Origin of the sequence: Streptomyces sp. AC558_RSS880 (assembly GCF_019049255.1) — a bacterium.
Taxonomy (GTDB): Bacteria; Actinomycetota; Actinomycetes; order Streptomycetales; family Streptomycetaceae; genus Streptomyces.
The window spans coordinates 266,950-281,143 of record NZ_JAGMUJ010000013.1 but is presented as its reverse complement, the minus strand read 5'-3'; the positions used below and the strand labels follow the sequence as shown (position 1 = coordinate 281,143).

Sequence of the window (14,194 nt, the reverse complement as noted above, 5' to 3'; positions counted from 1 at the left end):
TATCCGGCGCTCCTTTTCGCATGTTCCACCCCTTGCATCCAGGAAGAAGCAGCCACCGTGTCTGACCCGAACGTGAACGACGCCGTCGAGCCTTACGGCGAAGGGGCCGAGTCCGCCGAGGACGCGCTCGCCGCCGTCGAGAGCGCGGATGTCGAGGACACCGAGGCCCTCGCCGAGGCCGAGGCTGCCGACACCACCGAGGACGAGAGCGCCGAGGCGGACGAGACCACCGAGGCCGTGGAAGCGGCCGAGGAGGCCGAAGAGCCCGAGGACGACCGCGACCCGGTCGAGAAGCTCCGCGAGGAACTGCGGACGCTGCCCGGCGAGTGGTACGTCATCCACACGTACGCGGGCTACGAGAACCGGGTGAAGACCAACCTGGAGCAGCGCGCCGTCTCGCTGAACGTCGAGGAGTACATCTTCCAGGCCGAGGTGCCGCAGGAAGAGGTCGTCCAGATCAAGAACGGCGACCGCAAGACGATCAAGCAGAACAAGCTCCCGGGTTACGTCCTGGTCCGCATGGACCTGACGAACGAGTCCTGGGGCGTCGTCCGCAACACCCCCGGTGTCACCGGCTTCGTGGGCAACGCCTACGACCCGTACCCGCTGACGCTGGACGAGATCGTCAAGATGCTCGCCCCGGAGGCCGAGGAGAAGGCCGCCCGCGAGGCCGCCGAGGCCGAGGGCAAGCCGGCCCCGCAGCGCAAGGTCGAGGTCCAGGTGCTGGACTTCGAGGTCGGCGACTCGGTCACCGTCACCGACGGCCCGTTCGCCACGCTGCAGGCGACCATCAACGAGATCAACCCCGACTCCAAGAAGGTCAAGGGCCTGGTGGAGATCTTCGGCCGCGAGACGCCGGTCGAGCTCTCCTTCGACCAGATCCAGAAGAACTAGCCCTTCTGGCACACAGCGTCCGAGCAGGTCAGGCAGGCGTGCGAGCGTCCGTCTGACCTGCTCGGTTTTCAGCCGCGCATCTATACCCGTTATCGTTGTGCGGTATGCCTGCGTCCGGGTTGTCCCCATGGCGTGGGCAGGACCCGAATCGAAAGGACCCGGAGAGCCATGCCTCCCAAGAAGAAGAAGGTCACGGGGCTCATCAAGCTCCAGATCCAGGCCGGTGCCGCGAACCCGGCTCCGCCGGTCGGCCCCGCGCTGGGTCAGCACGGCGTGAACATCATGGAGTTCTGCAAGGCCTACAACGCCGCGACCGAGTCGCAGCGCGGCTGGGTCATCCCGGTGGAGATCACGGTCTACGAGGACCGTTCCTTCACCTTCGTCACCAAGACCCCGCCGGCCGCCAAGATGATCCTCAAGGCCGCGGGCGTGGAGAAGGGCTCCGGCGAGCCGCACAAGACCAAGGTCGCGAAGATCACGCGTGACCAGGTCCGTGAGATCGCCACCACCAAGATGCCCGACCTCAACGCCAACGACCTGGACGCCGCCGAGAAGATCATCGCCGGCACCGCCCGTTCCATGGGCGTCACGGTCGAGGGCTGACCTCCACCCCCGTAAGCCAAGCAGTAGTGGAAGGGCCGGCTCGGCCCGGACCACGACTCCTCGACAATTCACAGGAGCTTTCAGTGAGCAAGCGCAGCAAGTCTCTCCGCGCTGCGGACGCCAAGATCGACCGGGAGAAGCTGTACGCCCCGCTCGAGGCCGTCCGTCTCGCCAAGGAGACGTCCACGACCAAGTTCGACAGCACCGTCGAGGTCGCCTTCCGTCTGGGTGTCGACCCGCGCAAGGCCGACCAGATGGTCCGTGGCACCGTGAACCTCCCGCACGGCACCGGTAAGACCGCCCGGGTCCTGGTCTTCGCGACCGGTGACCGTGCCGAGGCCGCGCGTGCCGCGGGCGCCGACATCGTCGGCGCCGACGAGCTGATCGACGAGGTGTCGAAGGGCCGTCTGGACTTCGACGCCGTCGTCGCCACCCCGGACCTCATGGGCAAGGTCGGCCGCCTCGGCCGCGTGCTCGGTCCCCGTGGTCTGATGCCGAACCCGAAGACCGGCACCGTGACCCCGGACGTCACCAAGGCCGTCAACGACATCAAGGGCGGCAAGATCGAGTTCCGCGTCGACAAGCACTCGAACCTGCACTTCATCATCGGCAAGACGTCGTTCGACGACACCAAGCTGGTGGAGAACTACGCCGCGGCGCTGGAGGAGATCCTCCGTCTGAAGCCGTCCGCCGCCAAGGGTCGCTACATCAAGAAGGCCGCCATCACCACCACGATGGGCCCCGGCATTCCGCTCGACTCCAACCGCACCCGCAACCTCCTCGTCGAGGAGGACCCGGCCGCCGTCTGAGCCGGGCGGGCCGGGTGACCGGCCGGTGCACACAGTGAGAAAACCCGTCCCCGCGTCTCGTCCGAGGCGCGGGGACGGGTTTTTTCGTACGACAGTGTCAGTGGCGTGGGTTACCTTTCTTCTGACTTCACAGGCGTAGCACAGCGAAACAACCAGGGGTGGGATTCATGGGCGTGGCCGCATGGAAGCGCGCGGGTGTCTGTCTGACGGCCGTGGCCGTCGTCGTGGGCGTCGCGGGCTGTCAGGACGGTGACGGGGGCGGGACGAAGAAGAAGGCCGCCGACTCGGCGGGGTCCGAGGTCCAGACGCAGAACGAGATGACCGAGGTCCTCCAGGCCGCCTTCAAGAACACCTCGGAGGCCAAGTCCTCCAAGGTCCGGATGACCATGACGATGCCGACCGGGGTGGACGGCGGCGGCACCATGGAGATCTCCGGCGTGCAGGGCTGGGACCCGGCCGTCATGGACGTCACCATGAAGGGCTCCGCGCTCACCGCGGGCGACCCGGACGCTCCGAGCCAGGTCCGCATGATCATGCTCGACAACGTCATGTACATGGACATGGGTGCGAAGCAGGCCGCCGAGATGGACGGCAAGCGCTGGATGAAGATGGACTTCGCCGCCATCGCCGAGGCGTCCGGGGACGCCGAGATGCAGAAGCAGATGACGGCCGGTCTGGCGGACATGAACCAGAACCCGGCCGACCAGCTGGCGCTGCTGCTGGAGTCCGGCAATATCGACTTGGTCGGGTCGGAGACGGTGAACGGCGAGAAGGCCGAGCGCTACAAGGGCAAGATCACCATGGAGGACATCATGGCCTCCAACAAGAACTCCGTGGACGCCCTCGGCGCGGACGAGCGCGACGAGCTCCTGAAGTCCATGAAGTCCTCCGAGTTCAAGGGCTTCGACACCGAGATCTGGGTCAACGAGGACGATCTGCCGGTCCGGATGGTCGTCGGCATGAAGACGCCGCAGGGCACGATGAACATGACGGCCGACTACTCCGACTACGGCGCCAAGGCCGAGGTCGAGGCGCCGGCGGACCAGGACACCTTCGACCTCATGGAGATGCTGGGGGAGCTGGAGGACCTCGGGGCGGACTCCGAGGCCGGCCTCGGCGCCTGAAGGCCCTGACGCTCCCGATGCCCCCGATCGGCCGATTTGCTTGACGCCGATCCGTTCGCGTACTCTTCCACGGAAGCCAAAGACCGCTGGTCGTTGCCGTGTGCTCATCGGAGTTCACGGTGGCCGAAGGATCCGCTGAACTGCGGACGACCCGCGCAGGTGTCAGTGGAAGAGTTCCCGGGGCTCGCTGCCGCAAGGACGCGAACGACCGGTTGAGCTACGCCCCGTGCGCCTGCGCCCGGGGCGTTTCGTTTTCCCCAGTCCTCCTTCGGGTCCGCGCGGTCCGAATCACCCGGAAGGAGGCCGAGGCTCTATGGCGAGGCCCGACAAGGCTGCCGCGGTTGCCGAGTTGACGGACCAGTTCCGCAACTCCAGCGCTGCCGTGCTGACCGAGTACCGCGGTCTCACCGTGGCCCAGCTCAAGCAGCTGCGCCGTTCGCTCGGTGAGAACGCCCAGTACGCCGTGGTGAAGAACACGCTGACCAAGATTGCGGCCAACGAGGCCGGGATCTCGACGCTGGACGACCTGTTCAACGGTCCGACGGCAGTCGCCTTCGTCACCGGTGACCCGGTGGAGTCGGCGAAGGGTCTTCGTGACTTCGCCAAGGACAACCCGAATCTCGTCATCAAGGGCGGTGTCCTTGACGGCAAGGCGCTGTCCGCCGACGAGATCAAGAAGCTTGCGGACCTCGAGTCCCGCGAGGTTCTGCTCGCCAAGCTGGCGGGCGCTTTCAAGGGCAAGCAGACGCAGACTGCTCAGCTCTTCCAGGCGCTCCCCTCGAAGCTCGTCCGCACCGTGGACGCGCTCCGTGCCAAGCAGGACGAGCAGGGCGGTGCCGAGTAATTCGGCTCGCTTTCCGATCCTCGCCGCACGCACCGCATGAGGTGAGGGTCGACGCGGGCCCGACGTACGCCCGCCTCACCCCGTACATCCGGCACCTGCCGATTTAGTGGAAGGACCGCCATCATGGCGAAGCTCAGCCAGGAAGACCTGCTCGCGCAGTTCGAGGAGATGACCCTCATCGAGCTCTCCGAGTTCGTGAAGGCCTTCGAGGAGAAGTTCGACGTCACCGCCGCCGCCGCGGTCGCCGCCGTCGCCGCCCCGGGTGCCCCGGGTGCCGCTGCCCCGGCCGAGGAGGAGAAGGACGAGTTCGACGTCATCCTCACCGGTGCCGGCGACAAGAAGATCCAGGTCATCAAGGTCGTGCGTGAGCTGACCTCCCTGGGTCTGAAGGAGGCCAAGGACCTCGTGGACGGCGCCCCGAAGCCCGTCCTCGAGAAGGTCGCCAAGGACGCCGCCGAGAAGGCCGCCGAGTCCCTCAAGGGCGCCGGCGCCTCCGTCGAGGTCAAGTAACACCTTCGGGGTCCCCACGGGTCCCCTGCGCGTTCCACGGGACGTGTAACGCTCAAGCGCTGAGGAGCGATCATCCATCCGGGTGGTCGCTCCTCGGCGTATGAGGGGTCCGGCGGCGGCTGCCTTGCACCTGTGACGGCGGGGAGTAAGGTGATCTTCGTTGTGCCTCCGGGGACCGCGAAGATTCGCCTGGTGGCAGGCGGTTCCGGCAAGGGGGGCCTTGACGAACCGCACGCAGCGCGCAATTCTCAGGACGCGTCGCCACAAGGATCCGGATCCGAGGCATGGATCGGCGGCAAAGAGGGCAGTATGAACGTGCGTTGAGGGCAGCGCCTTGTCGCAGGAGTTGAGAAGAACGAGGGCCTCCACCGGGTTCGTAAACCGGCATTGGACATCAGTGTGCCAAATGGCTACACTGACCCTTTGCGCTGCCTGTTAGCTGTCCCCTGCCCGTCACCAGGGGCATGCCCTCGCTCGAGCACCGACGACTAGATCATCTCTGACCTGGGATGTCTGTCTCTCTGCCCAGTGGGGGGCCGGTACGCGCGTAGTGAGTCCGAGCCCTCGGAAGGACCCCCTCTTGGCCGCCTCGCGCAACGCCTCGACCGCGAATACGAACAACGGTGCCAGCACCGCCCCGCTGCGCATCTCCTTTGCAAAGATCAAGGAGCCTCTCGAGGTTCCGAACCTGCTCGCGCTGCAGACCGAGAGCTTCGACTGGCTGCTCGGCAACACGGCCTGGCAGAGTCGGGTCGAGGAGGCTCTCGAGAACGGGCAGGACGTCCCCACCAAGTCCGGTCTGGAGGAGATCTTCGAGGAGATCTCCCCGATCGAGGACTTCTCCGGGTCGATGTCGCTGACCTTCCGCGACCACCGCTTCGAGCCGCCGAAGAACTCCATCGACGAGTGCAAGGAGCGCGACTTCACGTACGCGGCCCCGCTCTTCGTCACCGCCGAGTTCACTAACAACGAGACCGGCGAGATCAAGTCCCAGACCGTCTTCATGGGCGACTTCCCGCTCATGACGAACAAGGGCACCTTCGTCATCAACGGCACCGAGCGTGTCGTGGTGTCGCAGCTGGTTCGTTCGCCGGGTGTCTACTTCGACTCCTCCATCGACAAGACGTCCGACAAGGACATCTTCTCCGCCAAGATCATCCCGTCCCGGGGTGCCTGGCTGGAGATGGAGATCGACAAGCGCGACATGGTCGGTGTCCGCATCGACCGCAAGCGCAAGCAGTCCGTCACCGTCCTCCTGAAGGCGCTCGGCTGGACCACCGAGCAGATCCTCGAGGAGTTCGGCGAGTACGAGTCCATGCGCGCCACCCTGGAGAAGGACCACACCCAGGGCCAGGACGACGCGCTGCTCGACATCTACCGCAAGCTGCGTCCGGGCGAGCCCCCCACGCGTGAGGCCGCGCAGACGCTGCTCGAGAACCTGTACTTCAACCCCAAGCGCTACGACCTCGCCAAGGTCGGCCGCTACAAGGTGAACAAGAAGCTCGGCGGGGACGAGCCGCTGGACGCCGGCGTGCTCACCACCGACGACATCATCGCCACCATCAAGTACCTGGTGAAGCTGCACGCCGGTGAGACCGAGACGGTCGGCGAGTCCGGTCGCTCGATCATGGTCGAGACCGACGACATCGACCACTTCGGCAACCGTCGTATCCGCAACGTCGGCGAGCTGATCCAGAACCAGGTCCGTACGGGTCTCGCCCGTATGGAGCGCGTCGTGCGCGAGCGCATGACCACCCAGGACGTCGAGGCGATCACGCCGCAGACCCTGATCAACATCCGGCCGGTCGTCGCCTCCATCAAGGAGTTCTTCGGCACCAGCCAGCTGTCGCAGTTCATGGACCAGAACAACCCGCTGTCGGGGCTGACGCACAAGCGTCGTCTGAACGCCCTCGGCCCGGGTGGTCTCTCCCGTGAGCGGGCCGGCTTCGAGGTCCGTGACGTGCACCCGTCGCACTACGGCCGCATGTGCCCGATCGAGACGCCGGAAGGCCCGAACATCGGTCTGATCGGTTCGCTCGCCTCGTACGGCCGGATCAACCCGTTCGGCTTCATCGAGACGCCGTACCGCAAGGTCGTCGAGGGCCAGGTCACCGACGAGGTCGACTACCTGACCGCCGACGAGGAGGACCGCTTCGTCATCGCGCAGGCCAACGCGCCGCTCAACGACGACATGCGGTTCGTCGAGAACCGGATCCTGGTCCGCCGTCGTGGCGGCGAGGTCGACTACGTCCCCGGTGACGACGTCGACTACATGGACGTCTCGCCGCGCCAGATGGTGTCGGTCGCGACCGCCATGATCCCGTTCCTCGAGCACGACGACGCCAACCGTGCCCTCATGGGCGCGAACATGATGCGCCAGGCCGTGCCGCTCATCAAGAGCGAGTCCCCGCTCGTCGGCACCGGCATGGAGTACCGCTCCGCCGTCGACGCCGGCGACGTGGTCAAGGCCGAGAAGGACGGTGTGGTCCAGGAGGTCTCCGCGGACTACATCACCACCGCCAACGACGACGGCACGTACATCACGTACCGCCTGGCCAAGTTCTCGCGCTCCAACCAGGGCACCTCGGTCAACCAGAAGGTCATCGTCAACGAGGGCGACCGGATCGTCACCGGCCAGGTCCTCGCCGACGGCCCGGCCACCCAGAACGGCGAGATGGCGCTCGGCAAGAACCTGCTGGTCGCGTTCATGCCGTGGGAGGGTCACAACTACGAGGACGCGATCATCCTGTCGCAGCGCCTCGTGCAGGACGACGTCCTCTCCTCGATCCACATCGAGGAGCACGAGGTCGACGCCCGTGACACCAAGCTCGGCCCCGAGGAGATCACCCGGGACATCCCGAACGTCTCCGAGGAGGTCCTCGCCGACCTCGACGAGCGCGGCATCATCCGCATCGGTGCCGAGGTCATCGCCGGTGACATCCTCGTCGGCAAGGTCACGCCCAAGGGTGAGACCGAGCTGACCCCCGAGGAGCGCCTGCTCCGCGCGATCTTCGGTGAGAAGGCCCGTGAGGTCCGTGACACCTCGCTGAAGGTGCCGCACGGCGAGACCGGCAAGGTCATCGGCGTGCGCGTCTTCGACCGCGAGGAGGGCGACGAGCTTCCCCCCGGTGTCAACCAGCTGGTGCGCGTCTACGTCGCGCAGAAGCGCAAGATCACCGACGGTGACAAGCTCGCCGGCCGTCACGGCAACAAGGGTGTCATCTCCAAGATCAACCCGATCGAGGACATGCCGTTCCTCGAGGACGGCACCCCGGTCGACATCATCCTCAACCCGCTGGGTGTCCCGTCCCGAATGAACCCGGGACAGGTCCTGGAGATCCACCTCGGCTGGCTCGCCAGCCGCGGCTGGGACGTCTCCGGCCTCGCGGAGGAGTGGGCCGAGCGGCTCCAGGCCATCGGCGCCGACAAGGTCGAGCCCGGCACCAACGTCGCCACCCCGGTCTTCGACGGTGCGCGTGAGGACGAGCTCGCGGGTCTGCTCCAGCACACCATCCCGAACCGCGACGGCGAGCGCATGGTGCTCCCGTCCGGCAAGGCACGGCTGTACGACGGCCGCTCGGGCGAGCCGTTCCCGGAGCCGATCTCGGTCGGCTACATGTACATCCTGAAGCTGCACCACCTGGTCGACGACAAGCTGCACGCGCGTTCGACCGGTCCGTACTCCATGATCACCCAGCAGCCGCTGGGTGGTAAGGCTCAGTTCGGTGGCCAGCGGTTCGGCGAGATGGAGGTGTGGGCACTCGAGGCGTACGGCGCCGCCTACGCGCTCCAGGAGCTGCTGACCATCAAGTCCGACGACGTGACCGGCCGCGTGAAGGTCTACGAGGCCATCGTCAAGGGCGAGAACATCCCCGAGCCCGGCATCCCCGAGTCCTTCAAGGTCCTCATCAAGGAGATGCAGTCCCTGTGCCTGAACGTGGAGGTGCTGTCCAGCGACGGTATGTCCATCGAGATGCGTGACACCGACGAGGACGTCTTCCGCGCTGCGGAGGAGCTCGGCATCGACCTGTCCCGGCGCGAGCCGAGCAGCGTCGAAGAGGTCTGACGGGAGTTGGGCGGCCTTCCCCGTGAAGGCCGCCCGCCCCAGGACCCCCGTTTCAGACCCCAAGACTTACAACCCTGAGAGGGATTGACGCATAGTGCTCGACGTCAACTTCTTCGACGAGCTCCGGATCGGCCTGGCCACCGCTGACGACATCCGTCAGTGGAGCCACGGCGAGGTCAAGAAGCCCGAGACCATCAACTACCGCACCCTCAAGCCCGAAAAGGACGGACTCTTCTGCGAGAAGATCTTCGGTCCGACCCGGGACTGGGAGTGCTACTGCGGCAAGTACAAGCGCGTCCGCTTCAAGGGCATCATCTGTGAGCGCTGTGGCGTCGAGGTCACGCGCGCCAAGGTGCGCCGTGAGCGGATGGGCCACATCGAGCTGGCGGCGCCCGTCACGCACATCTGGTACTTCAAGGGCGTTCCGTCGCGTCTGGGCTACCTGCTCGACCTCGCCCCGAAGGACCTGGAGAAGGTCATCTACTTCGCGGCGTACATGATCACGTACGTCGACGAGGAGCGCCGCACCCGCGACCTGCCCTCGCTGGAGGCCCACGTCTCCGTCGAGCGCCAGCAGATCGAGAACCGCCGCGACGCCGACCTCGAGGCCCGCGCCAAGAAGCTCGAGACCGACCTGGCCGAGCTGGAGGCCGAGGGCGCCAAGGCCGACGTGCGCCGCAAGGTGCGCGAGGGCGCCGAGCGCGAGATGAAGCAGCTGCGCGACCGCGCGCAGCGCGAGATCGACCGTCTCGACGAGGTGTGGACCCGGTTCAAGAACCTCAAGGTCCAGGACCTCGAGGGCGACGAGCTGCTCTACCGCGAGCTGCGTGACCGCTTCGGCACGTACTTCGACGGCTCGATGGGTGCCGCGGCGCTGCAGAAGCGCCTGGAGTCCTTCGACCTCGAGGAGGAGGCCGAGCGTCTCCGCGAGATCATCCGCACCGGCAAGGGCCAGAAGAAGACCCGTGCGCTCAAGCGGCTGAAGGTCGTCTCCGCGTTCCTGCAGACGTCCAACAGCCCCAAGGGCATGGTGCTCGACTGCGTGCCGGTCATCCCGCCGGACCTGCGTCCGATGGTGCAGCTGGACGGTGGCCGCTTCGCGACCTCCGACCTGAACGACCTGTACCGCCGTGTCATCAACCGCAACAACCGCCTGAAGCGGCTTCTCGACCTCGGCGCGCCCGAGATCATCGTGAACAACGAGAAGCGCATGCTCCAGGAGGCCGTCGACGCGCTCTTCGACAACGGCCGCCGCGGCCGCCCGGTGACGGGCCCCGGCAACCGTCCGCTGAAGTCGCTGTCCGACATGCTCAAGGGCAAGCAGGGCCGCTTCCGTCAGAACCTGCTCGGCAAGCGAGTCGACTACTCGGCGCGTTCCGTGATCGTCGTCGGCCCGCAGCTGAAGCTGCACCAGTGCGGTCTGCCGAAGGCCATGGCGCTGGAGCTCTTCAAGCCGTTCGTGATGAAGCGCCTGGTCGACCTGAACCACGCGCAGAACATCAAGTCGGCCAAGCGCATGGTCGAGCGCGGCCGCACGGTCGTGTACGACGTCCTCGAAGAGGTCATCGCGGAGCACCCGGTCCTGCTGAACCGTGCGCCCACGCTGCACCGCCTCGGCATCCAGGCCTTCGAGCCGCAGCTGGTCGAGGGCAAGGCCATCCAGATCCACCCGCTCGTCTGCACCGCGTTCAACGCGGACTTCGACGGTGACCAGATGGCCGTGCACCTGCCGCTGTCCGCGGAGGCGCAGGCCGAGGCCCGCATCCTGATGCTGTCCTCGAACAACATCCTCAAGCCGGCCGACGGCCGCCCGGTGACGATGCCGACCCAGGACATGGTCCTCGGTCTGTTCTTCCTCACCACCGACGGCGAGATGCGCGACCTCAAGGGCGAGGGCCGTTCCTTCGCCTCGGTCGCGGAGGCGATCATGGCCTTCGACGCGGGCGAGCTGTCGCTCCAGTCGAGGATCGACGTCCGCTTCCCGGTCGGCACCATCCCGCCGCGCGGCTGGACCCCGCCGGCGCGCGAGGAGGGCGAGCCCGAGTGGCAGCAGGGTGACAGCTTCCGGCTGAACACCACCCTGGGCCGCGCGCTCTTCAACGAGCTGCTGCCCGAGGACTACCCGTTCGTCGACTACGAGGTCGGCAAGAAGCAGCTCTCCGAGATCGTCAACGACCTCGCCGAGCGCTACCCGAAGGTCATCGTGGCGGCGACGCTCGACAACCTGAAGGCGTCCGGCTTCTTCTGGGCCACCCGTTCCGGCGTCACCGTCGCCATCTCCGACGTCGTCGTCCCCGAGGCGAAGAAGGAGATCGTCCGCGGCTACGAGGCGCAGGACGAGAAGGTCCAGAAGCAGTACGAGCGCGGTCTGATCACCAAGGACGAGCGCACGCAGGAGCTCATCAACATCTGGACCAAGGCGACCAACGAGGTCGCCGAGGCGATGAACGAGAACTTCCCGAAGACCAACCCGATCTTCATGATGGTGAACTCGGGTGCACGAGGCAACATGATGCAGATGCGTCAGATCGCCGGTATGCGTGGTCTGGTGTCGAACGCGAAGAACGAGACGATCCCGCGTCCGATCAAGGCGTCGTTCCGTGAGGGTCTGTCCGTGCTGGAGTACTTCATCTCCACGCACGGTGCCCGTAAGGGTCTGGCGGACACCGCTCTGCGTACCGCCGACTCGGGTTACCTCACCCGTCGTCTGGTCGACGTCTCCCAGGACGTCATCATCCGCGAGGAGGACTGCGGCACCGACCGCGGTCTGCGTCTCAAGATCGCGAGCCGGGACGCGGAGGGCGTGCTCCGCAAGGAGGGCGACGTCGAGACGTCCGTGTACGCGCGCTGCCTCGCCGAGGACATCGTGGTCGACGGACAGGTGCTGGCCCCGGCCGGCACCGACCTGGGCGACGTCCTCATCGAGGAGCTCGTCTCCCGCGGCGTCGAGGAGGTCAAGACCCGCTCGGTCCTGACCTGTGAGTCCGCCGTCGGCACCTGCGCGATGTGCTACGGCCGTTCGCTGGCCACCGGCAAGCTGGTCGACATCGGTGAGGCGGTCGGCATCATCGCCGCCCAGTCCATCGGTGAGCCCGGTACCCAGCTGACGATGCGTACCTTCCACACCGGTGGTGTGGCCGGTGACGACATCACCCAGGGTCTGCCGCGTGTCGTCGAGCTCTTCGAGGCCCGTACCCCGAAGGGTGTCGCCCCGATCTCCGAGGCCTCCGGCCGCGTGCGGATCGAGGAGACCGAGAAGACCAAGAAGATCGTCGTCACCCCGGACGACGGCAGCGACGAGACGGCGTTCCCGATCTCGAAGCGTGCCAAGGTCCTGGTCGGCGAGGGCGACCACGTCGAGGTGGGCCAGCAGCTCACCGTGGGTGCCACCAACCCGCACGACGTGCTGCGCATCCTGGGTCAGCGTGCCGTCCAGGTCCACCTGGTCGGCGAGGTCCAGAAGGTCTACAACTCGCAGGGTGTGTCGATCCACGACAAGCACATCGAGATCATCATCCGGCAGATGCTGCGCCGTGTGACGATCATCGAGTCCGGCGACGCCGAGCTGCTGCCCGGCGAGCTGGTCGAGCGCTCCAAGTTCGAGACCGAGAACCGTCGTGTGGTCCAGGAGGGCGGTCACCCGGCCTCCGGTCGTCCGCAGCTGATGGGTATCACCAAGGCCTCGCTGGCGACGGAGTCCTGGCTGTCGGCCGCCTCCTTCCAGGAGACGACCCGAGTCCTGACGGACGCGGCGATCAACGCCAAGTCCGACAGCCTCATCGGCCTCAAGGAGAACGTCATCATCGGTAAGCTCATCCCGGCCGGTACGGGTCTGTCCCGCTACCGCAACATCCGGGTCGAGCCGACCGAGGAGGCCAAGGCCGCGATGTACTCGGCCGTCGGCTACGACGACATCGACTACTCGCCGTTCGGCACGGGCTCCGGCCAGGCCGTTCCGCTGGAGGACTACGACTACGGTCCGTACAACCAGTAAGGCGTACGTCTGAAGCACTGAGGGGCGGTCACTCCGTACGGGGTGACCGCCCCTCGGCGTCGTATACCGGCCGTATGCCGCCGAACCCGTGCCGGAACGGCCGCCCGAGCGCATCATGGAGGGACCCGGTATGACGGGGGAGGTGGTGCCCGGTGTCGTATTCGCCGTATCCGCAGGGGCAGCCCTGGCAGCAGGGGCAGGGCGTGCCGCAGCCGTGGGGCGGGCAGACCGCTCCGTCGATGCTCGCCTCGCACGCCGACCGGGAGCGGGCCGTGGACGTCCTCAGAGCCGGGTACGGGGAAGGCCGGCTGGAGAAGTCCGAGTTCGACCGGAGGGTCGCGCGGGCGTACGCCGCCCGTACGGTGGGGGAGCTGGCGCTGCTGGTGGCCGACCTGCCGCAGGGGCCCGTACCGCATGCCGTGCGCGCCGTGCCGGCGGTGTTCCCGCCGGCGCCCCGGGCGCGGGTGAACGGCAAGGCGGTCGCCTCCGCCGTCTGCGGCGGACTCTGCCTGGTCACCTTCGGACTCACCGGCATCCCGGCGGTGATCCTGGGGCACACGGCGCGGGCCGAGATCAGGCGCACGGGGGAGGAGGGCGACGGACTGGCGCTGACCGGTCTGGCGCTCGGCTGGCTGGCGAACGGGGCGTGGGCGGTCCTGATGTTCCTGTCGTTCGCGCTCGCGCTGGCGGCCGGTTGACAATCGAGGGACGACGTGTTCCGTGCGGCGGCGCGGGTCGGCCCCATTTGTTTTGACCGCAGCGAATGCGGTAGGTACGCTCAGACCTTGTGCCTGGGGTGTGCCCTGGCCTTCGTGCGTGCCATCACACCGCACTGGGGGCCGATGAACGGCCACCGTGATCCACACGTTCTTTCCGCCATGCGGCGGAAGTCCGCGGGATTCGACACACCCGACCGCGTGGGTCGGTGACGTTCCAGGTTAGCTTCACCAATCGGCACACAGAAACCGGAGAAGTAGTGCCTACGATCCAGCAGCTGGTCCGCAAGGGCCGGCAGGACAAGGTCGAGAAGAACAAGACGCCCGCACTCGAGGGTTCCCCTCAGCGTCGCGGCGTCTGCACGCGTGTGTTCACGACCACCCCGAAGAAGCCGAACTCGGCCCTGCGTAAGGTCGCGCGTGTGCGTCTGACCAGCGGCATCGAGGTCACGGCCTACATTCCGGGTGAGGGACACAACCTGCAGGAGCACTCCATCGTGCTCGTGCGCGGCGGCCGTGTGAAGGACCTGCCGGGTGTTCGCTACAAGATCATCCGCGGTTCCCTCGACACCCAGGGTGTCAAGAACCGCAAGCAGGCTCGCAGCCGTTACGGCGCCAAGAAGGAGAAGTAAGA

General features: G+C 66.7%; 10 protein-coding genes. All 10 read left to right on the top strand.

The features are described 5' to 3' along the window. Nucleotides 1-57 precede the first annotated feature (57 nt). The gene (gene nusG / locus KUM38_RS06085) at nucleotides 58-894 is read left to right on the top strand and encodes a transcription termination/antitermination protein NusG (protein ID WP_217128212.1); all 837 of its coding nucleotides are present in this window, start codon (nucleotides 58-60) and stop codon (nucleotides 892-894) included. Nucleotides 895-1,062: 168 nt separating this feature from the next. Next, complete coding sequence (gene rplK, locus KUM38_RS06080) at nucleotides 1,063-1,497, top strand: 50S ribosomal protein L11 (protein ID WP_004927359.1); 435 nt, start codon at nucleotides 1,063-1,065, stop codon at nucleotides 1,495-1,497. A gap of 83 nt (nucleotides 1,498-1,580) precedes the next feature. Continuing rightward, on the top strand, nucleotides 1,581-2,306 hold the full coding sequence (rplA, locus tag KUM38_RS06075; RefSeq protein WP_217128211.1) for a 50S ribosomal protein L1: 726 nt from the start codon (nucleotides 1,581-1,583) through the stop codon (nucleotides 2,304-2,306). 167 nt (nucleotides 2,307-2,473) lie between these two features. Continuing rightward, complete coding sequence (locus KUM38_RS06070; RefSeq protein ID WP_217128210.1) at nucleotides 2,474-3,430, top strand: hypothetical protein; 957 nt, start codon at nucleotides 2,474-2,476, stop codon at nucleotides 3,428-3,430. Between the two features lie 313 nt (nucleotides 3,431-3,743). Then, nucleotides 3,744-4,274: a 50S ribosomal protein L10 gene (gene rplJ, locus KUM38_RS06065; protein ID WP_085570272.1), complete on the top strand. Its 531-nt coding sequence runs from the start codon at nucleotides 3,744-3,746 to the stop codon at nucleotides 4,272-4,274. Nucleotides 4,275-4,397: 123 nt separating this feature from the next. Continuing rightward, nucleotides 4,398-4,784, top strand: a complete 387-nt coding sequence (gene rplL / locus KUM38_RS06060; protein ID WP_037929503.1) for a 50S ribosomal protein L7/L12 — start codon at nucleotides 4,398-4,400, stop codon at nucleotides 4,782-4,784. A gap of 580 nt (nucleotides 4,785-5,364) precedes the next feature. Next, complete coding sequence (gene rpoB, locus KUM38_RS06055) at nucleotides 5,365-8,850, top strand: DNA-directed RNA polymerase subunit beta (RefSeq protein WP_217128209.1); 3,486 nt, start codon at nucleotides 5,365-5,367, stop codon at nucleotides 8,848-8,850. A gap of 94 nt (nucleotides 8,851-8,944) precedes the next feature. Then, entirely contained in the window at nucleotides 8,945-12,844 is a 3,900-nt protein-coding gene (locus tag KUM38_RS06050; RefSeq protein ID WP_217128208.1) for a DNA-directed RNA polymerase subunit beta', read from the top strand. Between the two features lie 152 nt (nucleotides 12,845-12,996). Beyond that, nucleotides 12,997-13,542 carry a DUF1707 and DUF4190 domain-containing protein gene (locus tag KUM38_RS06045; protein WP_308408908.1) on the top strand — a complete coding sequence of 182 codons (546 nt, stop codon included), beginning with the start codon at nucleotides 12,997-12,999 and terminating at the stop codon, nucleotides 13,540-13,542. A gap of 278 nt (nucleotides 13,543-13,820) precedes the next feature. Further along, nucleotides 13,821-14,192: a 30S ribosomal protein S12 gene (rpsL, locus tag KUM38_RS06040; RefSeq protein ID WP_003948652.1), complete on the top strand. Its 372-nt coding sequence runs from the start codon at nucleotides 13,821-13,823 to the stop codon at nucleotides 14,190-14,192. Nucleotides 14,193-14,194: the final 2 nt, after the last annotated feature.